The organism is Stenotrophomonas sp. TWI1151, assembly GCF_039673135.1.
GTDB lineage: Bacteria > Pseudomonadota > Gammaproteobacteria > Xanthomonadales > Xanthomonadaceae > Stenotrophomonas.
Map to the genome: position 1 here is coordinate 55,711 of NZ_JBDJLA010000004.1, position 26,086 is coordinate 81,796.

At 67.5% G+C, this 26,086-nt stretch carries 24 protein-coding genes; 14 read left to right on the forward strand and 10 right to left on the reverse strand.

Features of this window, described 5'->3' with window-relative positions:
• Positions 1 to 3: 3 nt before the first annotated feature.
• The 5 genes from ABE422_RS07200 to ABE422_RS07220 all read right to left on the reverse strand — a co-directional run bounded on the left by ABE422_RS07200 (position 4) and on the right by ABE422_RS07220 (position 6,745).
• Positions 4 to 1,617, reverse strand: a complete 1,614-nt coding sequence (locus ABE422_RS07200) for a glucoamylase family protein (RefSeq protein WP_121038093.1) — start codon at positions 1,615 to 1,617, stop codon at positions 4 to 6.
• Positions 1,618 to 1,843: 226 nt separating this feature from the next.
• Complete coding sequence (locus ABE422_RS07205) at positions 1,844 to 4,903, reverse strand: TonB-dependent receptor (protein WP_346464530.1); 3,060 nt, start codon at positions 4,901 to 4,903, stop codon at positions 1,844 to 1,846.
• Between the two features lie 96 nt (positions 4,904 to 4,999).
• Positions 5,000 to 6,031 (reverse strand): LacI family DNA-binding transcriptional regulator, encoded by a 1,032-nt coding sequence (locus ABE422_RS07210; RefSeq protein ID WP_313218863.1) that lies wholly within the window; start codon positions 6,029 to 6,031, stop codon positions 5,000 to 5,002.
• A 148-nt stretch (positions 6,032 to 6,179) separates the two neighbouring features.
• Entirely contained in the window at positions 6,180 to 6,449 is a 270-nt protein-coding gene (locus ABE422_RS07215) for a BolA family protein (protein WP_070470362.1), read from the reverse strand.
• Positions 6,446 to 6,745, reverse strand: a complete 300-nt coding sequence (locus ABE422_RS07220; RefSeq protein ID WP_019182875.1) for a YciI family protein — start codon at positions 6,743 to 6,745, stop codon at positions 6,446 to 6,448. Before ABE422_RS07220 ends, ABE422_RS07215 begins: the two co-directional genes overlap by 4 nt.
• Positions 6,746 to 6,964: 219 nt before the next feature.
• On the opposite strand from ABE422_RS07220, the gene ABE422_RS07225 reads away from it, so the two are divergent.
• From ABE422_RS07225 to ABE422_RS07235, 3 genes are read left to right on the forward strand one after another with little or no spacing between them, the layout of a single operon-like run.
• Positions 6,965 to 7,996 (forward strand): ScpA family protein, encoded by a 1,032-nt coding sequence (locus ABE422_RS07225; protein ID WP_313218865.1) that lies wholly within the window; start codon positions 6,965 to 6,967, stop codon positions 7,994 to 7,996.
• Between the two features lie 15 nt (positions 7,997 to 8,011).
• Positions 8,012 to 9,058, forward strand: coding sequence for an SMC-Scp complex subunit ScpB (gene scpB, locus ABE422_RS07230; RefSeq protein ID WP_346482737.1), 1,047 nt, complete (start codon positions 8,012 to 8,014; stop codon positions 9,056 to 9,058).
• A complete protein-coding gene (locus ABE422_RS07235) occupies positions 9,051 to 10,880 on the forward strand; it encodes a pseudouridine synthase (RefSeq protein ID WP_313218869.1) in 1,830 nt (609 codons plus the stop codon). The genes scpB and ABE422_RS07235 overlap by 8 nt, the downstream gene beginning before the upstream one ends.
• 86 nt (positions 10,881 to 10,966) lie before the next feature.
• Here ABE422_RS07235 and ABE422_RS07240 read toward each other — a convergent pair whose 3' ends face one another.
• From ABE422_RS07240 to ABE422_RS07250, 3 genes are all read right to left on the reverse strand, one after another.
• Complete coding sequence (locus tag ABE422_RS07240) at positions 10,967 to 11,401, reverse strand: hypothetical protein (RefSeq protein WP_123730749.1); 435 nt, start codon at positions 11,399 to 11,401, stop codon at positions 10,967 to 10,969.
• Between the two features lie 323 nt (positions 11,402 to 11,724).
• Positions 11,725 to 12,531: an amidohydrolase gene (locus ABE422_RS07245; RefSeq protein ID WP_346482779.1), complete on the reverse strand. Its 807-nt coding sequence runs from the start codon at positions 12,529 to 12,531 to the stop codon at positions 11,725 to 11,727.
• A 17-nt stretch (positions 12,532 to 12,548) separates the two neighbouring features.
• Entirely contained in the window at positions 12,549 to 13,697 is a 1,149-nt protein-coding gene (locus ABE422_RS07250) for a pyridoxal phosphate-dependent aminotransferase (RefSeq protein WP_346481726.1), read from the reverse strand.
• Positions 13,698 to 13,799: 102 nt separating this feature from the next.
• Here ABE422_RS07250 and ccmA point away from each other — a divergent pair, with 102 nt between their 5' ends.
• From ccmA to ABE422_RS07305, 11 genes are all read left to right on the forward strand, one after another.
• The gene (gene ccmA, locus ABE422_RS07255) at positions 13,800 to 14,429 is read left to right on the forward strand and encodes a heme ABC exporter ATP-binding protein CcmA (protein ID WP_313210380.1); all 630 of its coding nucleotides are present in this window, start codon (positions 13,800 to 13,802) and stop codon (positions 14,427 to 14,429) included.
• Positions 14,426 to 15,121 (forward strand): heme exporter protein CcmB, encoded by a 696-nt coding sequence (gene ccmB, locus ABE422_RS07260; protein WP_313210382.1) that lies wholly within the window; start codon positions 14,426 to 14,428, stop codon positions 15,119 to 15,121. Before ccmA ends, ccmB begins: the two co-directional genes overlap by 4 nt.
• A 123-nt stretch (positions 15,122 to 15,244) precedes the next feature.
• Positions 15,245 to 16,009, forward strand: a complete 765-nt coding sequence (ccmC, locus tag ABE422_RS07265) for a heme ABC transporter permease CcmC (RefSeq protein ID WP_346465968.1) — start codon at positions 15,245 to 15,247, stop codon at positions 16,007 to 16,009.
• Positions 16,006 to 16,191 (forward strand): heme exporter protein CcmD, encoded by a 186-nt coding sequence (gene ccmD, locus ABE422_RS07270; RefSeq protein WP_313212254.1) that lies wholly within the window; start codon positions 16,006 to 16,008, stop codon positions 16,189 to 16,191. Before ccmC ends, ccmD begins: the two co-directional genes overlap by 4 nt.
• On the forward strand, positions 16,188 to 16,649 hold the full coding sequence (ccmE, locus tag ABE422_RS07275) for a cytochrome c maturation protein CcmE (RefSeq protein ID WP_121038127.1): 462 nt from the start codon (positions 16,188 to 16,190) through the stop codon (positions 16,647 to 16,649). Before ccmD ends, ccmE begins: the two co-directional genes overlap by 4 nt.
• On the forward strand, positions 16,650 to 18,563 hold the full coding sequence (locus tag ABE422_RS07280; RefSeq protein ID WP_313212256.1) for a heme lyase CcmF/NrfE family subunit: 1,914 nt from the start codon (positions 16,650 to 16,652) through the stop codon (positions 18,561 to 18,563).
• A 9-nt stretch (positions 18,564 to 18,572) separates the two neighbouring features.
• Positions 18,573 to 19,178 (forward strand): DsbE family thiol:disulfide interchange protein, encoded by a 606-nt coding sequence (locus tag ABE422_RS07285; RefSeq protein ID WP_313212257.1) that lies wholly within the window; start codon positions 18,573 to 18,575, stop codon positions 19,176 to 19,178.
• Between the two features lie 49 nt (positions 19,179 to 19,227).
• Positions 19,228 to 19,629 (forward strand): cytochrome c-type biogenesis protein, encoded by a 402-nt coding sequence (locus tag ABE422_RS07290; protein ID WP_313212282.1) that lies wholly within the window; start codon positions 19,228 to 19,230, stop codon positions 19,627 to 19,629.
• Positions 19,623 to 20,639 (forward strand): tetratricopeptide repeat protein, encoded by a 1,017-nt coding sequence (locus ABE422_RS07295; RefSeq protein ID WP_346464561.1) that lies wholly within the window; start codon positions 19,623 to 19,625, stop codon positions 20,637 to 20,639. Before ABE422_RS07290 ends, ABE422_RS07295 begins: the two co-directional genes overlap by 7 nt.
• A gap of 73 nt (positions 20,640 to 20,712) precedes the next feature.
• Positions 20,713 to 21,825, forward strand: coding sequence for a homoserine O-acetyltransferase (locus ABE422_RS07300; protein ID WP_346464551.1), 1,113 nt, complete (start codon positions 20,713 to 20,715; stop codon positions 21,823 to 21,825).
• A gap of 8 nt (positions 21,826 to 21,833) precedes the next feature.
• Entirely contained in the window at positions 21,834 to 22,448 is a 615-nt protein-coding gene (locus tag ABE422_RS07305) for a cold shock and DUF1294 domain-containing protein (protein ID WP_313212259.1), read from the forward strand.
• A gap of 52 nt (positions 22,449 to 22,500) precedes the next feature.
• Here ABE422_RS07305 and cydC read toward each other — a convergent pair whose 3' ends face one another.
• Both cydC and cydD read right to left on the reverse strand, forming a co-directional pair.
• The gene (cydC, locus tag ABE422_RS07310) at positions 22,501 to 24,174 is read right to left on the reverse strand and encodes a thiol reductant ABC exporter subunit CydC (RefSeq protein ID WP_346481725.1); all 1,674 of its coding nucleotides are present in this window, start codon (positions 24,172 to 24,174) and stop codon (positions 22,501 to 22,503) included.
• Positions 24,171 to 25,901: a thiol reductant ABC exporter subunit CydD gene (gene cydD / locus ABE422_RS07315; protein ID WP_313212261.1), complete on the reverse strand. Its 1,731-nt coding sequence runs from the start codon at positions 25,899 to 25,901 to the stop codon at positions 24,171 to 24,173. The genes cydC and cydD overlap by 4 nt, the downstream gene beginning before the upstream one ends.
• Positions 25,902 to 26,086 lie beyond the last annotated feature (185 nt).

A 26,086-nucleotide genomic window follows, 5' to 3' on the forward strand; every position in this document is an offset into this window, starting at 1 on the left:
TGCTTACTTCCCCTGCTGCTGGTTGCGGTTCGAATTGGAATTGTTCTTCTGTTCCTGGGCGGCCGCCGCGCGCGATTCGGCGATGCCGACCGAGCGGGCCGAGGCCGCCTTTTCATCTTTCTGCAGTTCCATCGGCTGATCCTCGCCTTCCGGGGTCAACCAGCCACCGCTGAAGCCGGCACGCTCCAGACCCTTGCGGATATGGGCGTTCTTCTTCATCACATCCCAGACGAAATCGTTCCGGTAGTTGGCGATCATGGTCAGGATCGGGCCCTGGTCGATACCGATGTAATCGCTGGCCACCCAGCCGCGATCCGGCACCAGGCGACCGGTCTTGATCGGAATGTCGTAGTTGAAACTCGGGTTGAACGAATCCAGGAAGCCGTAGCTGGAATAGATGTAGTCGCCATAGCGCTTGTGCATCTCCACCGCGGCCGGGATGACTTCTTCCGGCGCGAACACGATCGAGGCGATCGCCGCGGTCGGCGCGATGGTGCCGTCATCGAAGTTCTCGCGCAGGCCCGCGCCGCGCGAGGAGTAATGGCGGAACTGGCGCTGCTCGCCGCGGTATTCCTGGGTGGTGTTCTGCGGGCCATCGCTGGCGGTCAGGCCCCACACGTTCTGGCCGTAATCCTTCCAGTTCATCGGGTTGGCGATCGCGTACTCGCGCTGCGCCAGGGCAGCCGAACGGCTGTTGAGGAAGTAGGTGCTGCCCCGCTCGCGCATGTAGGCATCCTGGATGTCGCGGAAGTCCACCCAAACATGCGTGTACTGGTGCCCGAACAGCGGGCCGAAGGACAGGTATTCCTGGCCCTGGTAGACGCCCCAGTCGTTGTCGTAGGTACGCGTCCAGACCGTCCAGGCGTCCGGGCTGACCGGGTGGGTCGGCGAGCCGAGCGCGAGGATGTAGACCATCATCGCCTCGTTGTAGCCCATCCAGTCGTGGTCGATGAAGCCGCTCTCCGGGAACCAGCCCATCGAGATCAGCGGCGCGCGCTGCTGCAGCCACGGCCAGTCCACGCGCTTGTACAGCGTATCGGCGATCTCGCGGATCTCTTTTTCGCGTGCGTCGTCACCATCGTAATAGGACTGCGCGAACAGCACGCCCATCATCAGCAGCGCGGTATCCACGCTGGACAGTTCCACCCAGCTGTCGTAGCGGCGGCCTTCCTGCATGTCCAGGAAGTGGTAGTAGAAGCCTTTGTAGCCGCCTTTGCCGGTGCGCTGCGGGCCCATCGGCAGGTCGCGGAAGAACTTCAGCGTCAGCAGGGTGCGGTCGATCGCCTGGTTGCGGCTGACCCAGCCGTTCTCGATGCCGATCGGATAGGCGGTCAGCGCATAGCCCACCGAGGCGATGCTGGCGAACGGGCGCGACGGGTAACGGTCCGGGCTGAGCCCGTTGACCTCGTTGGTGGTATCCCAGAAGAACTGGAAGGTGCGGCGCTCGATATCGTCGAACAGCGGCGGCAGCTCCGGCTTCATCGGCCGCGGCGGCACATCCGCCTCGACCAGGATCACGGGCGGCTTGGGCTTGGCCGGCTCCTGCTGGGCCTGCGGCTGGCAGGCAGCGACGGCGAGACTGATCGTCGCAGCGGTCAACAGGTGGCGTGCCTGCATGGGCCAACTCCTTGTGCGTTGTTCGTGACTGGGAAGCATAACGTCCAATGACCTGAAATCGTTTACAGAACGCGTCCTTAAAAAACCACGCAGGCGTGGTCCAGAGCCGCGGGTCATTGCCCAGGCCGCTGCCACCCTCCGTGGCACCGGCCTGGACAATGGACTGGCCCGAAGGCCAGCCATTGCCATGAAACCGGCCCCGTCCGAAGACGGGGCCGTTGTTGCATCAGAAGCGGAAGCCGACTTCTGCCTTCACCTGACGCGGCGTACCGATGATGTCGCCGGTCTCGTTGTAGCTGGCCTGCAGCTTGCCGTTGGTCTTGACGTAGTTGTAGGTGGAGAAGTTGTCGAAGTTGAACACGTTGATGATGTCGATGCGCGCGTACAGCTCGGTCTCGCCCGGCATCTTGAACGTCTTCGTCGCCTGCAGATCGACCGAACGGTAGCCGAAGATCTTGCCACCCAGCAGGAACTTGCCATTGGCGTTGGGCACCGCGGCCTGCGGGGTCGGCAGGTTGTAGCCACTGGCCTGCGGCACGCCGTACCAGTCATTGACGGCAGTCGGGGTGGCCAGGGTGACCTTGCCACCGAAGGTGATGCCCCAGAAGCCCGCGTACGAACCGGTGACCACCAGGCGGTGGCGCGGCGCGCCGTTGGAACGGATGGTCGGGTAATCCTCGATCAGGCCGCGGTCGAACGCGTACTTCTCGTTGATGTCGCGGTTGTGGCGCGCGGTGGTCCAGGTGTAGGCCACCGAGGTACCCCAGCCGCTTTCCTGGGTGAACGGCTTCTGCGCCGACAGCAGGACCTGGGTCGCACGGGTCTTGATGCCCTGCTGACCGATGATCAGGCTGCCGAAGCCCGGCACGTTGCAGCTCCAGGCCTGGCTCAGGCCAGGGTCGGTGCCGCCGCACAGGCGCGGGTCATCGAAGAACTGGCCGGTCGGGTAACGGTTGCCCAGGGTGAAGGCGAAGCCGTCGTAGCTCAGGGTGCGGGAGATGGTGGCATCGGTCAGCCACTCACCCACCTGGTTGCTCATGCCGAAGCTGAACTGATCCGAGTACGGCACCTTGAGGTTGTTGTTCAGCAGATCGACTTCCAGACCGGCATTGCTGGTCGAGCCGACCAGGGTCTGCAGGTTGCCGATCCCGTTGAGCAGGTTCGGGTTCCAGTCGTAGCAGGCGGCCTGACCGTTGATGCAGGTGCCGGTCGACGGATTGCGGAAGTAGATGGTCGGCTGCGGCAGGGCCAGCTTGGTGGTTTCCAGCTGCAGGTTGTCGAACAGGTCGCGATCGTACGAACGACCGGCACCACCGTGGAACACGTGCTGCTCGTCGGCGTTGAGGTCATACGAGAAGCCCAGGCGCGGCTGCCAGGCATCCTTGAACGCCTTGCGGTTCTTGCCGGTGCTGATGTAATCGCCGATGTTCAGGCCACCCAGCGCCAGCGAATCGGCGTAGGTCTGGCCAGCGGCCGCACGCGGATCCTGCGAGTAGATCGCGTCGACCACCTGCTGCGGGGTGACGAAGTCCAGGTACGACGGGGTCTTCTCGTAGTCCCAGCGCAGGCCGAGGTTGAGCTGCAGGTGATCGTTGACCTGCCAGTCGTCCTGGATGAACAAGCCGATCTGCTTGGACTTCGAACGCACTTCGCCCGACACGCCCGACACGCCGGTCACCGGCTTGACGAACTGCGCCTTGTAGGGGATGGAATCCGGGAAGTCCGGATCGCCCAGGGTGTAGGTGAAGGTCGGGTTGATCTGCGCCGCGTCAGATGCGTACAGGTCGATCTGCTTGTACTTGGCGCCCATCTTGATGGTGTGATCGCCGGCCCACTGGATGCCATCCAGGGTCAGGTTGTCTTCGATCGACCAGCCCTTCTGGCCCTTCACCTGCGAATCCAGCGCCGATGCGCCACCGATCTTCACCACGGTGCGGTCTTCGGTGCCGTCCGGTGCGGTGTAGGTGATGCCGTTGGCCAGGGTCAGCGGGGTCGGGTTGTTGAACGAATCTTCATGGGTGACCATCAGTTCGTTGTAGTAACGCTCGCCGCTGTGGTTCCAGCGCAGGGCGTAACGACGGTCGGTGTTGACCACTTCACGGCCGGCTTCCGGCGCGGTCTGGCCGCTGAACTGCGACTGGGTTTCATCGCGATCCTGGAAGGTCAGCTCGATGCGATCGTTGTCGGTCGGCTCGAAGTCGACCTTGGCGAAGATCAGATCCTGCTGGAACGGCTGGCTGGCCGGGCCGAGACCGGCGGCGCCTTCCGGCGGCAGCAGGGCGGCAGCACGGCCGACCGCGCCGTCAGGCGCGATGGTGACCGGCAGGTCGAAGCGCTTGGCTTCATAGGTCACGAAGAAGTGAGCCTTGTCCTGGATGATCGGACCACCCAATGCAAACCCGTATTCCTTCTCGGCCGATGCCTCCTTCGTCTGGCCAGCCTGACGCTCGGCCGGGGTCTTGGCGCGCATGTCTTCGTTGGTGTAACGGTAGAAGGTTTCACCCTTGAACTCGTTGGTGCCGGACTTGGTGGCCGCGGTCACGGCCGCGCTCGACACCTGGCCGTATTCGGCCTTGTAGTTGCCGCTGATGACCTTGTATTCGCCGATCGCCAGCTGCGGGAACGGGTTGCCGGCGCTGCCGGACTGGCCGGCCACGCCGCCGCCCTTGACGTAGCTCTTCTGGCCCACGCCGTCGATGTAGACGTTGGTGCCGTCGGAGTTGGTGGCACCGCCACGCAGGGAGGTGTTGCCCTTGGCATCACGGGTGAAGATCAGGCCCGGCACCGCATCGGCGAATTCCAGGAAGTTGCGCGACACCTGCGGGGTGGTCTGGATCTGCTGCAGGCTGACGGTCTTGCCCACTTCGGAGGTACGCACTTCCTGCAGCAGGGTCGGTGCAATGACGTTGACCGTGTCCAGGTTGGTGGCGTTGGCGGTGCTGCCGTTGGCCGGCGCGCCGCTGAAGTTCAGGGTCGCGGTCGAGGCCACGGTGACGGTCACCTTCTGCGTCTGGCCATTGGCCACGACGTTGTAGGTGCCCGGGTCCAGGCCCATCAGCGAGTAGCTGCCATCGGCACGGGTGGTGGCGCGGCGCACGGTGCCGCTGGCCACGTTGGTGGCGGTGACTTCGGTGCCGGCGGCAGCCTCGGCGACCTGGCCGCGCAGCGACGAGGTGGCCGACTGCGCCATCACGCTCGGGGCGGCGCCCAGCATCAGGCAGGTGACCAGCGCGCTGGACAACAGACTGCGGGCGGGCGCGCGGTTGCGGTGATTGGAATACGTCATGTAACTCTCCGGGTGGTGGTGGCCGTCTTTGCGGCCCCTGTCGTTTTATGTGGTGCGTTGTTTTAGGGCGTCACGACCAACGGTCGTGACCTACTGCTAGGTTCTGGCTTTGCTCGAATCACGCACGATCAGGGTCGGCACGAGCGTCTGCTTGTCGCCGGCCCCTTCTGTGTTGTTGCCATCCATCAACTGCAACAGGCGCGTCGCGGCCTTATCGCCGAGGTCGGCGATACTCACCTGCATCGTTGTCAACGATGGGTGAACGAAACGTGCCAGCGGAATGTCATCGAAACCCGCCAAGGCGACATCGGTCGGCACACGGACACCTGCCTGCGCGAACGCATACAGACACCCCAGCGCCATCATGTCGTTGGCGGCGAACACCGCATCGGGCAGCGTGCCGGCTGCCAGCAACTCCTGTCCGGCGCGATGGCCGGAAGCTTCGTCAAAGTCACCGGGCAACTCGATCCCTTCGGCAGCATCGCCGAAGGCCGCCAGCGCATCGCGGAAACCGCGCAGGCGCTCACGGGCGTCGTAGTTGAGATCCGGACCGGAAATGAAGGCGATGCGCCGATGCCCGACGTCCAGCAGGTGACGGGTCATGGCCATCGCGCCGGCATGGTCATCGATGCTCAGCACCGGATGATCCTGCTCGGGCAGGTACGTGTTGATCAGCACCGTGGGCAACGACTGCGGCAGGTTGTCGGTCAGGAAGCCCGGGCTCTCGGCATACGGCGAAAGCACCAGCAACCCATCGACACGGCCGCGCATGGCCCGCAGGGCCGCGCCCTGCTGCTCCTGGTCACCGTGGTAACTGGACACGAGCAGATGCTGGCGACGCTCGCGGGCCACCCCGTCGATGCCACGCATCAGTTCGGAAAAGAATTCGCCATAGAGATCGGGCAACACCACGCCAATGGTGTTGGTCCGCCGGCTGCTCAGGCTCCGGGCCGCTGCATGCGGGGTGTAGCGCAGTCGCGCTGCCACCTCCAGCACCAGCTTGCGCACGGGCTCGGCAACATTTTCATGGCCATTGAGTGCGCGCGAGACCGTGGCAACAGAGACACGGGCCTCACGGGCGACATCTTTGATAGTGATCGCTGCCTTGTTCACTTCGCCGCCCTCCACGGCTTAGAGATCTGGGCTTGGCGCGGAATGTAAGCGTTTTCAAACCCGGATGTAAACACTACGTTAGCCTCATGTCGTACGGCGGTAACCAAAAGCTGTCCATGGCGGCCCCTTTCGGGACTGGCCAGGACAAGGCGGGACAAGGGTTTCAGCGGTTTTTGACCGGTGTCTCGGCTCGGATGGACAACGCATGGATATCGGTCTCCATCATCGTCCCCAGGGCCGCATAGACGGCCCGGTGGCGCGCCAGCGGGAGCTTTCCTTCGAAGGCGGCGCTGACCACGTGCACCTTGAAGTGCCCCCGGCCGTCACGCGCGCCCTCATGGCCGGCGTGGCGGTGGCTGTCGTCCTTGACCTCCAGCAGCTCCGGATCCAGTGCCTGCTGCAGCGCCTCGCGGATGCGCTCGACCCGGTTCACGGCAGGACCTTGCGGAACGGACGCACCTGGACACGAACATAGACGCCCGCCTCTACATAAGGATCGGCGGCGGCCCAGTCCTGGGCGTGGGTCAGCGAATCGAACGCGGCGATCACCACGCTGCCACTGAAGCCGGCCGGGCCGGGATCTTCGCTGTCGATGGCCGGGCACGGGCCGGCCAGCAGCAGCCGCCCCTCGTCCTGCAGGGCCTGCAGCCGGGCCAGGTGAGCCGGGCGCGACGCCAGACGGGCCGCCAGCACATCCGTGCCGTCATAGCCTTCAATCACATACCACACGGGCAACTCCGAGGTCTTGTTGAATCAATCCCGGGCATTCTAGCGGGCTGGCTGGACACTGGCGCGGCAACCCCGTAGTCTTATGTCCATTGCACGTGGCTGGATGCAGCGCCCCGTCGGCAACCGGCTCCACCGCCAGCCGACGACCGATCCACTGCCCCACACCAGCACACGTAGACGACCTCCCCGTAGTTCTGTCGCTGCCCATCGCGGCGCGCCTTGCTGTTTGAAGTGTGGAATCGCGCCGACCCAGGCGTGTCATGGCTTGCCATCCTGCCGCCCGGGACCGTTCCGGACGCTGGCATGGTGCGGCGACCGGTCCGTTGCAATACTGACGTCTATTTGATGACTGCCGAACTCGCGCCCGACGCGAACCCGCCAATCCGAGTGCCCGCCCCACAGCAGCAGGAAATGCCGCTGGCCGTGGTGCATGGACAGCCGGTCCTGCAGATTCCGCAGGACCTGTACATCCCGCCGGACGCGCTGGAAGTCATCCTGGATGCGTTCGAGGGTCCGCTGGACCTGCTGCTGTACCTGATCCGCCGGCAGAACCTGGACATCCTGGATATCCCGGTCGCCGAGATCACCCGCCAGTACGTCGAATACATCAACGTCATGCAGGAGCTGCGCTTCGAACTGGCGGCCGAGTACCTGGTGATGGCGGCGATCCTGGCCGAAGTGAAGTCGCGGATGCTGTTGCCGCGGCCGCCCAGCATCGAGGGCGAGGAAGCCGATCCGCGCGCCGAGCTGGTGCGCCGGCTGCAGGAGTACGAACGTTTCAAGCAGGCCGCCGAGGACATCGACAGCCTGCCCCGCCAGGACCGCGACACCACCGTGGTCCACGCCTTCGTCCCCGACCGCGCGGCCGTCAAGCTGCCGCCGCCGGTGGATCTGAAGGAAATGCTGATGGCGCTGCACGACGTGCTCAAGCGCGCCGAGCTGTTCACCGGCCACGCGATCAAACGCGAGGCACTGAGCGTGCGCCAGCGGATGGGCGACGTGCTGGGTCGTCTGGAAGACGGCAGGTTCTACCGGTTTGAAACGCTGTTCACCGCCGAAGAAGGCAAGCTGGGGGTGCTGGTCACCTTCCTCGCCCTGCTGGAACTGGCCAAGGAACAGCTGCTGGACATCGTCCAGGAAGCTCCGCTGGCGCCGATCTATGTCAAGTCCCTGGCCGCCGGCAACACCAACGAACCGCTGCAGTTCAACAGCGAGTTCGACGACAACGACGCCGCCAACGCATCCGACTGAGCACCCGACCCACGTATGGATCAACCGCTGATCAACCGTATTGTCGAAGGCGCCCTGCTGGCGGCCAGTGAGCCGTTGACGCTGGCGCAGCTGCAGGGCCTGTTCCCGGAAGAGGAGCCGGCACCGCCGGGCAGCATCGAACGCGCGCTGGAACTGCTGCGCGAGGGCTGTCAGGACCGTGGCGTGGAACTGGTCGAGGTGGCCTCCGGCTTCCGCTTCCAGGTCACCAGCGAAGTGCATGGTTACATCACCCGGCTGTGGACGGAGCGCAAGACCCGCTACACCCGTGCCACGCTGGAAACGCTGGCATTGATCGCCTACCGCCAGCCGATCACCCGCGGCGAGATCGAACAGGTCCGCGGCGTGGCGGTCAGCAGCAACATCATCCAGGCCCTGGAAGAGCGCGAATGGATCCGCGTGATCGGCCACCGCGACGTGCCCGGCAAGCCGGCGCTGTTCGGGACCACCAAGGGCTTCCTGGATTATTTCGGTCTCAAGCGCCTGGACGAACTGCCGCCGCTGTCCGAGCTGCGCGACCTGGGTGAGCTGGAACCGCAGCTGCCGCTGGACAGCGAAGGCCAGCCGGCTGGTCGCCTGCCCGCCGGCGCGGCGACCCCGGAGGCCGAGCGGGATACGGACGCGGCCAATGACGACGCCACTCCGGCGCCGTCAGGTCCGTCAGGTCCGTCAGGTCCGTCAGGTCCATCAGACCCGGCAGACCCGCCAGGCCCGATGGACCCTGTTGCCGCCCGGCTGGCCGCCCGCGTGGCGCTGGCCTCGGCGAGACTGGCGGAGCAACCGGCAGAACCGGACAATAGCGAGGCGGCCGATGCTTCGGACGCCTCCGACACCCCATCCCATGCGCCGTTGCCGCTTGCCGACGACGACGCGGATACGACCGCCAGCGATGGCGAACCCGATACCGCGCCGGGAGAGCGCGCGGCGCCCCAGAACGAAACCGAAAACAACGCCGTCGCGAAGACGACCGTGGCTGTTGACGAAGCCGATCCCGAACCAGAGGCCGACGCATCCGTTGCCGGCCGGAGCCAAGTAAATGAGTGACACCCCCCGCAAGCCATCGTTGAACAAGCTTTCGCTCAAGCGCGAAACCGCCTCCGAACAGCCCAAGCTCGAAGAGCGCCTGCACAAAGTGCTGGCGCAGGCCGGCCTGGGTTCGCGCCGCGCGCTGGAACAGCGCATCGCCGATGGCCTGGTCAAGGTCAACGGTGAAGTCGCGCAGACCGGCCAGTCGATCAAGAGCGGCGACAAAGTCGAACTGGACGGCCGTGGCTTCGTCGCCACCGCGCTGACCGAAACCTCCCGCGTGCTGGCCTACAACAAGCCGGAAGGCGAAGTGACCACGCGCGAAGATCCCGAAGGTCGCCCGACCGTGTTCGAAGCGCTGCCTGCCCTCAAGGGCGCGCGCTGGATCGCGATCGGCCGCCTGGACATCAACACCACCGGCCTGCTGCTGGCGACCACCGATGGTGAGCTGGCCAACGCGATGATGCACCCCTCCTACGAGGTCGAGCGCGAGTACGTGGTGCGCGTGCGCGCCCCGGAAGGCGAAGAGAAGGTGCCCGACAACATCGTTGACCGCCTCGCGCGTGGCGTGGCGCTGGAAGACGGCCCGGCCAAGTTCGACGAGATCGAACGCATCGGCGGCACCGATTCGCACGACTGGTTCCGCGTGGTGGTCAAGGAAGGCCGCAACCGCGAAGTGCGCCGCCTGTGGGAATCCCAGGGCTGCCAGGTCAGCCGACTGAAGCGCACCCGCTACGGCAAGGTCAGCCTGCCGCGCGAACTGCTGCGTGGCCAGTCGGTCGAACTGCCGGCCAAGCAGGTTGAAGCGCTGCGCGCCGAACTGAAGCTGGAAGAAGGTGCTCCGTCGGCACTGACCCTGCAGCCGGTGATCGGCCAGCGTCGTGCCGCCAAGACCACCGTGCGCGTGTCGCGCGACGGCGGCCGTGGCAACGCCTACGTCAACGGCCACAACTCGGCCGATGAAGGCCGCGAACTGCGTCGTTTCGACAATGTGCGCGAAGAGCGTGGCCGTGGCCGCGGTGGCAAGGGCGGCGGCTTCAAGGGTGGCCTGACGGTCAGCGGTGAAGCGGCGGCCAAGCAGTCGCAGCGCCCGTTCAAGGCGCGCCCGGACAAGGGCAACCGCGCGCTTCCGGAAGGCAACCCGGCTGCGTTCCGCAGCTGGTACGTGCCGGACGGTGTCAGCACCGGCCCGAGCGGCCACCGCAATGCCGGCCCGGGCGCAGCCCGCGGCCCGGGCGCGCGTGGTCCGGGCGCTGGCGCAGGCGCCGGTGGCCAGGGCCGTCCGTACGGCAAGCCGAAGGGTCCGGGTGGCGCAGGCGGCCCGGGGCGCGGCAGCTACGGCGGCGGTGCTGAAGGGCGTGGCGGTTACGCCGGCGGTGGCGGTGGTTACGGCGGCGAGAACCGCGGTGGCGAAAGCCGTGGCGGCTACGGCGGCCAGGGCCGTCCGGCCGGCGCCGGTGCCGGTGGCAACCGCGGTGGCCAGAGCGGCCAGGGTCCGTCGCGTCATCCGTACGGCCATCCGGGCAATGCCCCGAGCTTCCCGTCCGACCACGCCAATCCGGGCAGCAGCCCGTACGGCAGCGCGCGTCCGGCGGGTAACCGCGGTCCGGGTGGTCCGGGTGGCAATCGTGGTCCGGGTGGTCCCGGTGCGCGTGGCCCGGGCGCCAATGCGCGCGGCCCCGGCGGCCCCGGTGGCAACCGCGGTCCCGGTGGCCCGGGCGGCAACCGTGGCCCGGGTGGCCCCGGCGGTCGTGGTCCCGGCGGTCCGGGCGGTCGCCCGGGTGGCAACCGCGGCCCGGGTGGCGGCGGTCACCGTGGTGGCGGCCCGCGCGGCGGCTGATCAGTGAGATAAAAAAACCCCGGCTTCGGCCGGGGTTTTTTGTTGGGGCTGAGCGGTGCAGCCACGCAAGGCGTGGCCCTACCCCCTCAACGGCGTTCGATGGTGAACCGCCCCACGCCCACGCCCAGATCCCAGCCCTTGCCGGTTCCGGCCAGGGCCAGCGATACATCGCCCTTGGTCATCACCTGCGCATTGCTGGATTTGTCGGCGCCGGCGTGCGCTTCAACAGCCGCGTAGGAACCGATCAGGTCGTTGACCGAGTAGGCGCCGGAGAACTTGCCCTTGCCGTCGACGATCTTCGACTTGCCCACGGTGAGCCCGCCGCCCTTGGCGGTGATCTTGACCGGGATGCGGGTGCCGTTGTCGCACTGGATGGTGCCGGTACCCGAGGCGGTCTTGTACAGCACCGACCAGCCGGCCAGGTTGTAGTGCAGCTCGCAGTCAATGTTGCCGGCGGCCTGCGCGGCCGGGACGGCCGAGATGCCGGCCAGTGCGATCAATGCCAGGGAGAACTTCTTCATGCGGGTCCGCTCGTACTGAAGGGGTAACAAGCCAAATCTAGCAGCGCGCGCGTGTGGCGCGGATGATGCGCATCGCGCGCATCCGGCATCCGTTCAGCACGAGCGGCCCGGGTAGTAGTGCCGGCCGCTGGCCGGCTCCAGGCAATCCTGCAACGCCCATGAGGGCCGGCCGCTGGCCGGCTCCAGGCAATCCTGCAACGCCCATGAGTGCCGGCCGCTGGCCGGCTCCAGGCAATCCTGCAACGCCCATGAGCGCCGGCCGCTGGCCGGCGATGCGCACCGCCAGCAACGTGCAGAGCCGGCCAGCGGCCGGCACTACCGTTTCAGCTGCGTTCCTGCAGGCTGAAACTGTCGGCATCGAGCATCGCCGGGAAGCGCGCGCGGTGGGCGGCGAGTGCCGCGGCCGAGATCGTGGTGGTGACCACCTGCTCGGTTTCGCGCACTTCCACCTGCGGCTGGCCGAGGAAATCGATCACCGCACTGTCGCCGGCGTAATGCAGATCGTTGCCGTCCACACCGATCCGGTTCACCGCCGCCACAAAGCAGAGGTTCTCGATCGCACGCGCACGCAGCAGCGTCTTCCACGCATAGGCGCGGGCCGATGGCCAGTTCGCCACGAAAATCTGCAGATCGAAATCCAGCTGATCGGCGCGCTCGACGTTGTAGCGGTTGCGGCAGAACACCGGGAAACGCAGGTCGTAGCAGACCTGCGGATTGATCCGCCAGCCTTTCCACTCCACGCACAGGCGCTCGCGGCCGGCGGCGTAGCGCTCGTGCTCGCCGCCGTAACGGAACAGGTGGCGCTTGTCGTAGTACTGCAGCTCGCCCTCCGGCGTGGCCCACAGCAGGCGGTTGTAGACGCCCTCGCCCACCCGCAGCTGCACGCTGCCGGTGACCGCCGCGCCCAGCCGCGCGGCCTGCTCGCGGATCCAGGCGACGGTGGGGCCGTCCATGCCCTCTGCCTTGTCGATGGCATCGTTGGAGAAGCCGCTGGTGAAGGTCTCCGGCAGGATCACCAGATCGGTCTGCCCGGCCAGCGGCGCCAACAGCGCACCGTAATGCGCGCGGTTACCCGCCGGGTCGTGCCAGCGGGTGTCGCCCTGGATCAGGGAAATGCGCAGATCCTGCAGCTCGGTCACGGCACCCATCACAGTGCCCGCAGGCGGTCGATCGCCGCGTCCATCGTGGCGTCGTTCTTGGCAAAGCACAGGCGGACCAGACGCTGGCCGGCCGGGGCGGTCTCATAGAACGGCGACAGCGGGATCGCCGCCACGCCCTTCTCGATCGTCAGCCATTTCACGAATTCGTGGTCCGGCAGATCGCTGACGGCCGCGTAATCCACCAGCTGGAAGTAGCCACCCGGCACCGGCAGCGGTGTCAGGCGCGTGGTCAGCAGCTGCTCGCGGAAGCGGTCACGCTTGGCCTGGTAGAACGCACCGAGTTCCAGATGGTGCTCGGGCTCATCGCGGATCATCGCGGCGAAGCCGTACTGGGCCGGGCCGAAGCTGGTGAAGGTGTTGTACTGATGCACCTTGCGGAACTCGGCGGTCATCGCCGGCGGCGCAATGGCATAACCGATCTTCCAGCCGGTGCAGTGGTAGGTCTTGCCGAAGCTGGAAATCACGAACGCGCGCTCGCGCAGTTCCGGATGGCGCAGCGAAGATTCGTGGCGACGACCGTCGTAGATGATGTGCTCGTACACCTCATCGGAGATCAGGTAGATGTCGGTGCCGCGCAACACATCGGCCAGCGCCTGCATGTCCTCGGCGGTCAGCATCGCGCCGGACGGGTTGTGCGGGGTGTTGACCATCAGCAGGCGGGTGCGCGGGGTGATCGCGGCACGCACGCGGTCCCAGTCGACCGCGAAGGTCTGCGGGTCCAGCGGCACGTGCACGGCACGCGCGCCGGCCAGGTCGATCGCCGGCTCGTAGCAGTCGTAGGCCGGGTCGAGCACGATCACCTCCTCGCCGGGGCGGACCACGGCGTGGATGGCGTTGAAGATCGCCTCGGTGGCGCCGCTGGTGACGGTGATCTCGGTATCCGGGTCCACCTGGGCGCCGTACAGATCCAGCGACTTCTGCGCGATGGCGTGGCGCAGCGGCGCCACGCCGGTCATTGGCGGGTATTGATTCAGACCGCCCTGCATCGCGGCGACGGTTTCATCGATCAGCCGCTGCGGTGCGGAGAAATCCGGGAACCCCTGGCCCAGGTTGACCGCGCCGTGTTCGGCGGCGAGCTGGGACATCACGGTGAAGATGGTGGTGCCCACCTTGGGCAGCTTGGTTTGCGGTTGCATCGGCAGCAGGGAAAGAACCGGGGGAACTCCCAGTGTACGCAAATCATCCTGCCCGTTCCCCCGATACAATGGCGGCCCATTCCGGTGCAAAGATCCCGCCCCTTGAACGCCCCTCCGTTGCTGGCCGCGCATGGCCTTGGCTTCAGTCGCAACGACGAACCCGTCTTCGGCCCGCTGGACCTGCACGTGGATGCCGGCGAAGCCCTGCTGGTGCAGGGCGACAATGGCGCCGGCAAGACCACCCTGCTGCGGGTGCTGGCCGGCCTGCTGCGCGCCGGCAGCGGCCAGGTCGAGATCGATGGCAAGCGTGCCGGGCACAAGGAGCGCGCGAACTATGTGGCCTACCTGAGCCACCTGCCCGCACTGAAGCCGGACCTGGACACGCTGGAGAACCTGCATTTCCTGTGCGGACTGCACGGCCGCCGCGCCCGCCAGATGCCCGGCAACGCGCTGGCCATCGTCGGCCTGGCCGGCTATGAGGACACCTTGGTGCGACAGCTGTCGGCCGGGCAGAAGCGACGCCTGGCGCTGGCCCGCATCTGGCTCTCGCCCGCGCCGCTGTGGCTGCTTGACGAGCCGTACGCCAATCTCGATCTGGACGGCATCAACCTGGTGAACCGCATGATTTCCGCGCACCTGCGCAGCGGCGGTGCCGCCCTGGTCACCACCCACGGCGCGTACGCCGCGCCACCGGTGCGCACGCGCCTGCTGACCCTCGGAGCGGCGCCATGATCGCGCCGGGTACCGAACCGGGTCTATGGCAGACCGCGCGGGCGCTGGTCGCCCGCGACATGCGCCTGCTCTGGCGCCGCCGCGGCGATGCGCTGCAGCCCTTGCTGTTCGCGTTGCTGGTGGTGGTGCTGTTCGCATTGGCACTGGGCCGTGATCCCGAGGCGATGGCACGCGTGGCCGCAGCCGTGATGTGGCTGGCGGTGCTGCTGGCCGGCCAGCTGGCCCTGGATTCGCTGTTCCGCAGCGACGCCGAAGATGGCTCGCTGGAGCAATGGCTGCTGGCCCCCGTCCCGCTGGCCTGGCTGGTGCTGGTGCGGGTACTGGTGCACTGGGTCACCACCGCCCTGCCGCTGATCGTGATGTCGCCGTTGCTGGCGGAAATGCTGCATCTGCCGCATGACCAGCTGCCGATGTTGCTGGCATCGTTGCTGCTGGGAACGCCGCTGCTGAGCTTGATCGGCGGGGTGGTCGCCGCGCTGACGGTCGGCATCCGGCGCTCTGGTATTCTCGTGGCGCTGCTGGCCCTGCCGTTGTATGTGCCGGTGCTGGTGTTCGGTGCGGGCAGTGTGGCGGCGGTCGCCCGCGGCCAGGACCCGATCGGTGCGCTGCTGATGCTGGGCGCCGGGCTGGTGGTGGCGCTGGTGCTGGCCCCGCTGGCGACGGCCGCGGCGATCCGCATCTCGCTGAGTTGAGCGGTATGGCGTACTGTCGGTGGCGTGAACTGCGTTGTGAGCGTCACCTGCCTCCGCGTCAACCGTTGCCGAGCCACTCCACGTCCGTTCCATCGTCGCCCTTCGTTGGATAGCCACTGCCGCATGCACCCGATCGTCCGCTGGTTCCACCAACTCGGTTCGCCGCCCACCTTCGACCGCTTTGCCGCGCGCTGGTCGCGGGTGTTCTACCTGGCGGCGGTGCCGGTGCTGCTGGTCGGCATCTGGCAGGCGCTGGCGGTGGTGCCGGCCGACTCCAAGCAGCTGGACAGCTTCCGCATTCTCTATATCCACGTGCCGAGCGCGTGGATGAGCCTGTTCGTGTTCGCGCTGATGGCGCTGTACGCCGCGATCGCGCTGATCTGGCGGATCAAGACCTGCGAAATCCTGGCGATGGCCTGTGCCCCGCTCGGCGCCGGCTTCACCCTGATCACCCTGCTCACCGGCAGCATCTGGGGCAAGCCGACCTGGGGCACCTGGTGGGACTGGGACCCGCGCATGACCACCGAGCTGATCCTGCTGTTCCTGTACCTGGGCGTGATCGGCCTGTACCACGCCATCGAGGACCGTCGCAGCGCCGCGCGCGCAGCGGGCCTGCTGTCCATCGTCGGGGTGAGCCTGCTGCCGGTGATCCGCTATTCCGTGGAATGGTGGGGCAGCCTGCACCAGGGCCAGACCATCCGCCTGTTCGGCGAGTCGACGCTGGATGCCAGCATGGCGCTGCCACTGTGGCTGATGGTGATCGGCACCAAGCTGTGGTTCGCCGGCTCGCTGCTGGCCAAGGCCCGCGCCGACAACCTGCTGCGCGAAGCCGGCAAGGCCTGGGTCGCCGCCGGCCCCCGTGCCCCACGGGAGGACAGCCGCCCATGACCCACCTGCCCTATGTGATTGCCGCCTATGCCGTGTTCGTGCTGGTGCTGGGCAGCGATGCCATCGGCTCCTGGCTGCGCCTGCGCTGGGCGCGCCGCCTGGCCGCGCGCCGCCAGCAGCGCCAGCAGGCCCGCGCTGCCGCCGGCAGCGCACCGCCGCTGGCACCGGAGCTGACCCGATGAATCCGGTCCGGCGTCGCCGCCTGCTCTGGGTGATGCTGCTCGTGCTGGCCTCCGGCCTGGCGACCGCGCTGGTCGCGATGGCCCTGCAGCGCAATATCGCCTACCTCTACACCCCCTCCGAAGTGCTGCGTGGCGATGCCGGCGATCACGCCCGGTTCCGTCTGGGCGGCATGGTGGTCAAAGGCTCGCTGCAGCGCGCACCCGGTTCGCTGGATGCGCACTTCGTGGTCACCGATGGTGACGCGACATTGCCGGTGATCACCTCGCGGATCCTGCCGGACCTATTCGCCGAGGGCACCGCCGTGGTCGCCACCGGACGCCTGCAGGACGGCCGTTTCGTTGCCGAAGAAGTGCTGGCCAAGCACGACGAGACCTACATGCCCAAGGAAGTGGCCGACAAGATGGGTCAGGCACATATCAAACACGATGTGCCCGTGCCGGCGCCGGAGACGTACTGAGTGCTGCCGGAACTGGGGCAGATCCTGCTGGTCACCGCACTGTTGATGGCCGTGCTGCAGACCGTGCTGCCGCTGTGGGGCGCCCATCGCGGCCGCGCCACGTGGATGGCGGTGGCGCGACCGGCGGCGTACGCGCAGCTGGCGCTCCTGCTTGGGGCATTCGGCGTGCTGACAGCGGCGTTCGTCACCCAGGATTTCTCGGTGCGCTATGTGGCGGAGAACTCCAACTCGCTGCTACCGCTGGCCTACCGCTATTCGGCGGTGTGGGGCGCGCATGAAGGCTCCCTGCTGCTGTGGGCGCTGGTGCTGGCGCTGTGGTGCGGCGCCGTGGCGCTGTGGTCCAAACGCCTGCCGGCCGAGGTGTCCGCCCGCGTGCTGGGCGTGCTCGGCATCATCAGCATCGGCTTCCTCGCCTTCCTGATCTTCACCTCCAACCCGTTCGCGCGGCTGCTCCCGGCGCCGCTGGAAGGGCGCGACCTCAATCCGCTGCTGCAGGATCCCGGGCTGATCATCCACCCGCCGATGCTGTACATCGGGTACGTGGGCTTTGCGGTGCCGTTCGCATTCGCGATCGCCGCCCTGCTGGAAGGCCGCGTGGATGCGCGCTGGCTGCGCTGGACGCGACCGTGGACCAACGTGGCCTGGGGCTTCCTGACCATCGGCATCGCACTGGGCAGCTGGTGGGCGTATTACGAACTGGGCTGGGGCGGCTGGTGGTTCTGGGATCCGGTCGAAAACGCCAGCTTCATGCCGTGGCTGGCCGGTGCGGCGCTGATCCACTCGCAGGCGGTCACTGAAAAGCGCGGCAGCTTCGCCAGCTGGACGCTGCTGCTGGCCATCGCCGCATTCGCGCTGTCACTGCTCGGCACCTTCCTGGTGCGCTCGGGCGTGCTGACCAGCGTGCATTCGTTCGCGGCCGATCCTTCGCGCGGCACCTTCATCCTGATTTTCCTGGCCCTGGTGATCGGCGGCGCGCTGCTGCTGTACGCGCTGCGGGCCGGCGCGCTGACCAGCGAGGATCCGCGCCGCGGCTTCCTGCCGACCTCGCGCGAGACCCTGCTGCTGGCCAACAACCTGCTGCTCGCCGCCGCCTGCGGCATGGTTCTGCTGGGCACGCTGTACCCGCTGCTGGCCGATGCCTTGGGCCTGGGCAAGGTCTCGGTCGGGCCGCCCTACTTCGGCACGCTGTTCGTGGTGCTGATGGCACCGCTGGTAGCACTGCTGCCGTTCGGGCCGCTGGTCAACTGGCAGCGCGACCAGGCCTCGCGGCGGTTGGCGATGCTGGCACCGTGGGCCGGGCTGGCCCTGCTGCTGGGCGTGATCGCGTACTTCATGGCGCCGCAGGGCGCGTTGAAGACCGCCGCCGGCGTGACCGGTGCGGCCTGGGTCGCGTTCGGTACCGGGCGTTTCGTCTGGACCCGCCTGCGCGGCAATGGCAGGTTCACTGCCGAGATGGTCGGCATGCTGCTGGCCCATGGTGGGGTGGCCGTGTTCCTGGCCGGCGCGCTGCTGGTCGAAGCCTTGAACGTGCAGCGCGAAGTCGCGCTCGCCCCCGGGCAGTCGCTGGTGGTGGGCACCTATGAAGTGCGCTTCGAAGGCGTGGACCATCAACAGGGCCCGAATTACGTCGCCGATCGCGGGCACCTGCGCGTGCTTCAGCACGACCGCGAACTGGCCCTGCTGCATCCGGAAAAACGCCTGTACGCCAGTGGCGGACAGGTGATGACCGAGGCCGGCATCCACGCCCGCCTCAACGGCGATGTTTACGTGGCACTCGGCGAGTCGCTGGGCAACAATGCATGGGCCGTGCGCGTGCACATCAAACCGTTCGTCCGCTGGATCTGGCTGGGCGCGCTGCTGATGGCACTGGGTGGCTTCGTCACCGCCGCCGATCGTCGTTTCCGTCGTCCCTAGGAGTTTCCCGTGTCCGATCCCCGCCCCGCCTCCCGTCCGCTGCCGCCCGTGGCCATCGTCATCGGGGTGCTGTTCTTCTTCGGGCTGTTGGGGCTGATGATCTACGGGGTGATGAAATCCGGTGCGCCGGACCGCGATGTCCTGCCCTCGGCACTGATCGGCAAGCCCGCACCGGCCTTCGAACTGCCGGTGCTGCACGATCCGCACATCAAGGTCAGCAGCACCGAACTGCGCGGCGCCCCCTACGTGCTCAACGTCTGGGGCAGCTGGTGCGCGGCCTGCCGCGACGAACATCCGATCCTGACCAGATTCGCCGAAACCAAGCGCGTGCGCGTGATCGGCTACAACTGGAAGGACGAGCCGGCCGATGCCCTGCGTTGGCTGGAACAACTTGGCAATCCGTTCGTGCTGGTGCTGAGCGACATCGAAGGCCGCACCGCGATCGACTGGGGCGTCACCGCCGCGCCGGAGACCTTCCTGGTTGACGCCAGTGGCGTGGTGCGCTGGAAGTACAGTGGCGCGCTCAGCCAGCGCGTCATCGATACCCAGCTGATTCCGGAACTGGAAAAGGTGGAGCGTGCGAATGCCCAGCCGCAGCTGCCGGCCTCGCCGTAACCGGATGCTCCGCCAGGTCGGCGTGGCGCTGATCGCGCTGACGCTGTCCATGGCCTCGCCGGTGATGGCGCAGGCCGTCTCCGACCCGACCCCGTTGCAGTATCGCGATGCCGCCGAGGAAGCCCGCTTCCACGCGCTGGCCGCCGAGCTGCGCTGCGTGCAATGCCAGAACCAGTCGCTGGCCGATTCCAATGCGCAGATCGCACATGACCTGCGCCGCGAGGTGCTGGTGCTGATGCAGCAGGGCAACAGCGACGCACAGATCAAGCAGTTCCTGGTCGACCGTTATGGCGAGTTCGTGCTGTACCGGCCACCGATGGAGGCACGCAATGCGCTGCTCTGGTTCGGCCCACCGGTGGCGCTGCTGCTCGGCGCGGGCGTGCTGATCTGGGTGGTGCGTCGGCGCAGCCGCGGGATCGAACCGATGGACAAGAGCGAGGAGCGCTGGTGAGCCTTTGGATGGCCCTGAGTGCCGCGGTGGTCGCGGCGGCCGTTGCGGCATGCGTACTGTGGCCGCTGCGTGCGGGCGGCCAACACCGTCCCTTCGCGATCGCGATGCTGGCCCTTGGGTTGGCCGGTGGCGCGTTGTACCTGCTGGTCGGCACGCCGGATGCCGCCGAGCGGACGGCGGCCAGTAACGAACCCGCCACACTGGAAGATGGCGTGCAGGCGCTGGAAGAGGCGCTGGCGAAAGACCCGCAACGCGCCGATGGCTGGGCCCTGCTCGGCCGCTCGCAACTGGCGCTGGGCAAGCTCGCCGAGGCCACGGCCGCGTTCGACCGCGCGGTGCAACTCGCCCCGGACGACCCCGGCGTGCTGGTCGAAGCGGCACAGGCGCGCGCCCAGGCCGCACCCGGCAAACAGTTCGACGACCAGGCCCTGCAATGGCTGCGCCACGCCAACGCACTCGCGCCGGAGAGCGAACGCGCCGGCTGGCTGATCGGCATTGCCCTGCGCCAGCGCGGGCAGGACGCCGAGGCGGTAGCCGCCTGGGAAGCACTGCTGCCCCGCCTGGAGCCGGGTGCGGCGCGCGCGTTGCGCGAGCAGATCGCCATCGCCCGCGGCGCTGCCGGTCTGCCGCCGCTGGTGGAAACGCCTGCCCCTGCGGCGGCTGGCGACCACGCCCTCGCCGTGCAGGTGCGCTTCGCGCCCGGAACCGCAATGGATCCGGCCTGGGCCAACGCCACGGTCTTCGTGATCGCACGCGCGCCGGACGGCCCGCCGATGCCGGTCGCGGTGCAGAAGCATCCGGCCAGCCGGCTGCCGCTGCTGGTGACGCTCGGCGATGGCGACAGCCCGATGCCAACCAGCACGCTGTCCCAGCTGCAGGAGGTCGAGGTAGTGGCACGGCTGTCGCGCTCGGGCCAGGCCAACCGCCAGCCGGACGATGTGGAAACCGCGCCGGTACGGGTGCGCCTGCCCCACGCCGGGCCGGTGTCCCTGGTGTTTGATCGCCCCTGACCGATGCGCGGCCGCGACGCAGCGTGCCGCTCACCACTACGGCGCCATCGCGGCGCCCGGCTAAACTGCGTGCATGACTGAATTCATTCCCCCCGGCACCCGTTATCACGCCCTGCCCTCGCCGTTCGCGTTCAAGCGCGGCGGTGAACTGCACGATGCGCACGTTGCCTACGAAACCTGGGGCACGCTCGCTGCCGATGCCGGCAATGCGGTATTGATCGTCACCGGGCTCTCGCCCGATGCGCATGCCGCGGCCAACGCCAACAACCCGGCCGCCGGCTGGTGGGAGGCGATGGTCGGCCCGGGCAAGCCGATCGATACGGATCGCTGGTTCGTGATCTGCGTGAACTCGCTGGGCAGCTGCAAGGGCTCGACCGGTCCGGCCAGCATCGACCCGGCCACCGGGGAGCTGTACGGCCTGCGCTTCCCCGAACTGTCGATCGAAGATGGCGCACGCGCAGCGGTCGAGGTGGTGCGCGCATTGGGCGTGACCGAGCTGGCCTGCGTGATCGGCAACTCGATGGGCGGGATGACCGCGCTGGCGCTGCTGTTGCTGCACCCGGGCATCGCGCGCAGCCATATCAATATTTCCGGCAGTGCCCAGGCGTTGCCGTTCTCGATCGCGATCCGCTCGCTGCAACGCGAGGCGATCCGGCTTGATCCGCAGTGGAATGGCGGTCGCTACACCGACCAGGCCTATCCGGAATCGGGCATGCGCATGGCCCGCAAGCTCGGCGTGATCACCTATCGCTCCGCGTTGGAATGGGATGGCCGCTTTGGCCGCGTGCGCCTGGATTCGGATCAGGCCGATGACGATCCGTTCGGTCTGGAGTTCCAGGTCGAAAGCTATCTGGAAGGCCATGCCCGCCGCTTCGTGCGCTTCTTCGATCCCAACTGCTATCTGTACCTGAGCCGCTCGATGGACTGGTTCGACCTGGCCGAATATGCCGACGGCGACGTGATGGCCGGGCTGGCCCGCATCCAGGTGGGCAAGGCACTGGCGATCGGCGCCAACACCGACATCCTGTTCCCGGTGCAGCAGCAACAGCAGATCGCCGACGGTCTGCGCGCCGGCGGTGCCGATGCGCAGTTCATCGGGCTGGATTCACCGCAGGGGCACGATGCGTTCCTGGTGGATTTCGCACGGTTCGGGCCGGCGGTCAGCGGCTTCCTGTCCTCGCTCTGAGTTTACCCATGCGCCTTCAAGGAAAGATCAGCGAGTGGAACGACGCGCGCGGCTTCGGCTTCGTACAGCCTAATGGCGGTGGCGAGCGATGCTTCGTGCATATCCGCGCCTTCGCTGCACGTGATCGCCGCCCGGTGCTGGGCGATGTGATCACCTATGACGTGCAGGCGGATGCACAGGGACGCCGCAATGCGGTGGCGGTGCGGTTCGCGCTGGCTCGGGATGGTGGTCGTCCTGCTGCACGCACTGCGGTGCGTGGTGCGGGGCCGGATCGACTGCCGCGCACCGCCATCGCACTGGTGTTCCTCGCAGGCCTCATTGCCGTGGCGATGTGGCAGCACTGGCCGACGTGGGTACCGGGTGCGTACCTGGGCCTGAGCGTGGTGACCTTTGCCTGGTACTGGTATGACAAATCCGCCGCCCAGAATGATCGCCAGCGCACACCGGAAAGCACGCTGCAGGGCCTGGCCCTGCTCGGCGGTTGGCCGGGTGCGTTGATGGCACAGGCCATGCTGCGGCACAAGAACCGTAAAGCCGCCTTCCAGCAGGTGTTCTGGGCGGCCGTAGTGATCAACATCGTGGCGCTGGGAGGGTTGATCCGCGACGGCAGGTTCTTCGGGTAGATCCACGCCATGCGTGGATGCTGTGCACGTAGTGTGCGGATCGCCTTCGCCGCTACCCTTCCAACCTTCCATCCCGCAACCGGTAACTCCGATGCACGATGCCCTCGGGCAGTGCGTCGTGGGTGATCATCAACAGACTGCGATTGCCCAGCGCCGCCACCATGTCCTGCAGCAATGCATGCGCGGTATCCACATCCAGGCCTTCGGTGGGTTCATCCAGCAACAGGATCGGTGCGTCACGCAGCAGCGCGCGCGCCAGCGCCAGGCGCCGCGCCTGCCCGGCTGACATCGTGGCGCCGTTCTCGCCCACCCACGCCGCCAACCCGCCGATCTGCTCGGCCCAGGCATGCAGACGGACCTCCGCGAGCACCTGCCACAAGCGCGCATCGCTGGCCGCCATGTCGCCGAGCCGCAGGTTGTCCGCCACGGTGCCAGCAAACACCGGCGCATTCTGCGGCAGCCAGGCGATCTGACGGTGCCAGTCGGCCTGCGCGAAACTGCGGATATCGGCATCACCGTAACGCACGCTGCCGGCCTCCGGATCCCACAGCCGCAACAGCAGCGAGGACAGCGTGGTCTTGCCACTGCCGCTGTCACCGCGGATCGCAATCCGTTCGCCCGGCGCGAGTTCCAGTTGCACCTGGTCGAGCAACACACGGCCCTGGCCGGGCCAACGGAACACCACCTGATCGAACCGCAGCGTTGCAGGCACGGATGGCACGGTCACCGGCGCGGCGGCTTCCACCACGCCAGGCGCCTGGTCCACGATGGCCTCCAGCCGCACCGCGGCGACGCGGCCGGACAACCACGATTGCCAGGCCAAGCCGATCCCGGCCCACAGCTCCAGCAGTGCGACGGTCAGGAATACCAGTGCGGCCGCCAGCGCGGCATCCACGCTGCCGCGCTCAAAGGCATGCAGGGCCAGCCACAGCATCGCGACCAGGCCACCCGCGCCGCACAGACCGTGCAATGTATTGCCACTGATCAGCCGCCAGCGGCGACGCTTGTCACGCGACTTCAGCTGTTTGGCTGCCACCCGCACGCGCTGGTTCCAATGCTCACGTGCCTGCAGCGCGGCGAGGTCGGCCGCGCCTTCCAGCCCTTCGAAGGATTGGGTACGCAGCTGTGCCCGGTGCAGCGCGCGGTCGCGCTCCTGGTCGGCGGCGCCACGCACGGTCAGCCACGGTACCCCCAGCCCGATCAGCAAGGCGAGCACCGCCAGCAGAGCGGCCGCTGGCAGATAGATGATGCCCGCCGACACCACCGCGACCAGCGAGATGCCGCCCAGCGCCAACAGCGGGCCGATCGCGCGTACCAGCAGGCCATCGACCTCGCCGATATCCGACATCAGCCGCGCCAGCAGTTCACCGGTGCGTACACCGGCCAGACGGGCCGGTGCCAGCGGCAGCGCACGACGGAAGAACCACACGCGCAGGTCACGTGCGATGCGCAGGGTGACATCGTGGCCGACCAGCTTTTCGAAATAGCGCGACACGATGCGCGCCATGGTCAGCCCGCGGATGCCCGCCGAGGGCGAGAAAAAGTTGAACCCATTGCCGAGCCCGGCGGCACCGGCCAAGGCGGCGGCGGTGAGGAAACCACCGGACAAGCCGAGCAGCGCGGTGCCGGCCAGCATCGTCGTCCACAGCAGCAGCACGGTCAGCAGCAGCCGGCCACGGTGCCGGGCGAACACGCCCTTCAGCGAATCGATGTGCGCCGCCTTCATGGCGTTACCTCCGAGGCCAGGCGCGCACCACCGGCGGTCAGGGTCAGGCGGGTATCTGCCCAGCGCATCGCGGTCTCGCTGTGGGTGGCGATCACCACGCTGCGCCCGCGCGCGAATGCCGCCAGGGTACGCAGCAGATCGGCTTCGGTGTCCGGATCGAGGAAGGCGGTCGGCTCGTCGAGCAGCAGCAGCTGCGGATCGCGCAGCAGCAACCGGGCCAGGCCGATGCGGCGCGCTTCGCCACCGGACAATCCGAAGCCGCGCTCACCGATCACGGTGTCCAGCCCCTGTGGCAGTGCGGCAGCGAAGCGCATCACCTGGGCGGCCTCGGCCACGGCGCGCAGGTGCGCATCGGTCGCGCCCGGTGCGGCCAGGCGCAGGTTGTCGGCGATCGTGCCGTGGAACAGATAGGGGCGCTGCCCGGCGTAGCCCACGTCCAACCCCGGGCGCAGCACGATGCTGCCCTCGCGCGGGGGCAGCCACCCGGCCAGTGCTTCCAGCAACGTGCTTTTGCCACTGCCGCTGGGGCCGATCAGCGCCACGCGCTGCCCGGGCTCGATCTGGAATGAAAGCTGCTGCACCACATCGTGATGCGCACCCAGTGGTCGCAGGCTCACCCCACTTACGACGACCGGCGGGGCGTGCTGTTCGAGCAGTTCCGGAGCGCGCGCGGTGGCCGGCGATGCGTCCTCGGCCACGGGGGCGTCCGGCAACTCGCCAAGCAGGCGCTCCACTTCGGCCGCCGCGGCCAGCGCGTTGGCGCGGTCGTGGTAATGCGCGGCCAAGCGCCGCAGCGGTGCATAGAACTCCGGTGCCAGCAGCAGGCAGAACATGCCCACGCCGAGCGTCGGCACCTGTGCATGCAGCGACATCAGGCCGAGATAGCTCAGGCCCAGATAGAGCGCCACCATCGCCACGCTGACCGACGCGAAGAACTCCAGCACCGTCGAAGAGAGGAAGGCGATCCGCAGCACTTTCAAGGTGCGCTCGCGCACACCTTCTGCCGCCGTGGCCACACCGTCCAGCTCGGCCTCGCCTCGCCCGTACAGGCGCAGCAGGCCGAGCCCCTTGATGCGATCGGCGAAGTGGCCGCTCATCCGCGCCAGTTCGCCCAGCTGCGCACGGCCGGCGGCTTCCGCGCCCCAACCCACCAGCATCATGAAGAACGGCACCAGCGGCGCGGTGAACAAGAGAATCAGTGCGATCACCCAATCGGTCCAGGCCACGGCGATGGCGATCAGCAGCGGGACCACGACCACTTCGATGCGGACGGGCTGATAGCCGGCGTAATAATTCTCAATCGCATCGGCATGGGCGAGCATCAGTTCACCGAGTTCACCGGTGCGCTGCTGGCGCAGCCACAGCGGGCCACGCCCGAGCAGCCGCTGGTAAACCCGTTCACGCAGCGCCAGCCGCGCCGCATCGGCGACGTCACCGGCTGCCGCCTGGGTCGCGCTCCCCAGCAGGGTGCGGATGCCCAGCACCGCCAGCAAGCCCAGCAGCACGGGCGTGGCGTCGGCCAGTGGGCGGTGATCCACCAGCACCGCCTGGATCAACCAGGCGATGGCAGCCGCCTGCCCGATCAACAAGGCGCCGGACAGGCAGATGCAGATCGCCGCCAGCCGCTGCTTGCCGCGGGCGGCCGCCGCCAGCCCGCCCAGCCAGTGCAGGCGACGGCGGCGCAGGGCGGTTGTCTCAACAATGGACGCGTCGGGGGGTATGCTCAAAACAAGTCACTGGCGGCCACAGGGAGGTTCCGTCGATTGTAGTAGGTGCTGGCCCCGCCCCCGTGCGGCCAGCGGTCGCAGGGGTGGGATGCATACGATCCCCGCGCAGGTCTGTTTGTACATTGATCTGAATCAAGGCTGTTTGAAGTTGCTGGTCACAGAATTCACCCCGTAGACCCCCCTTC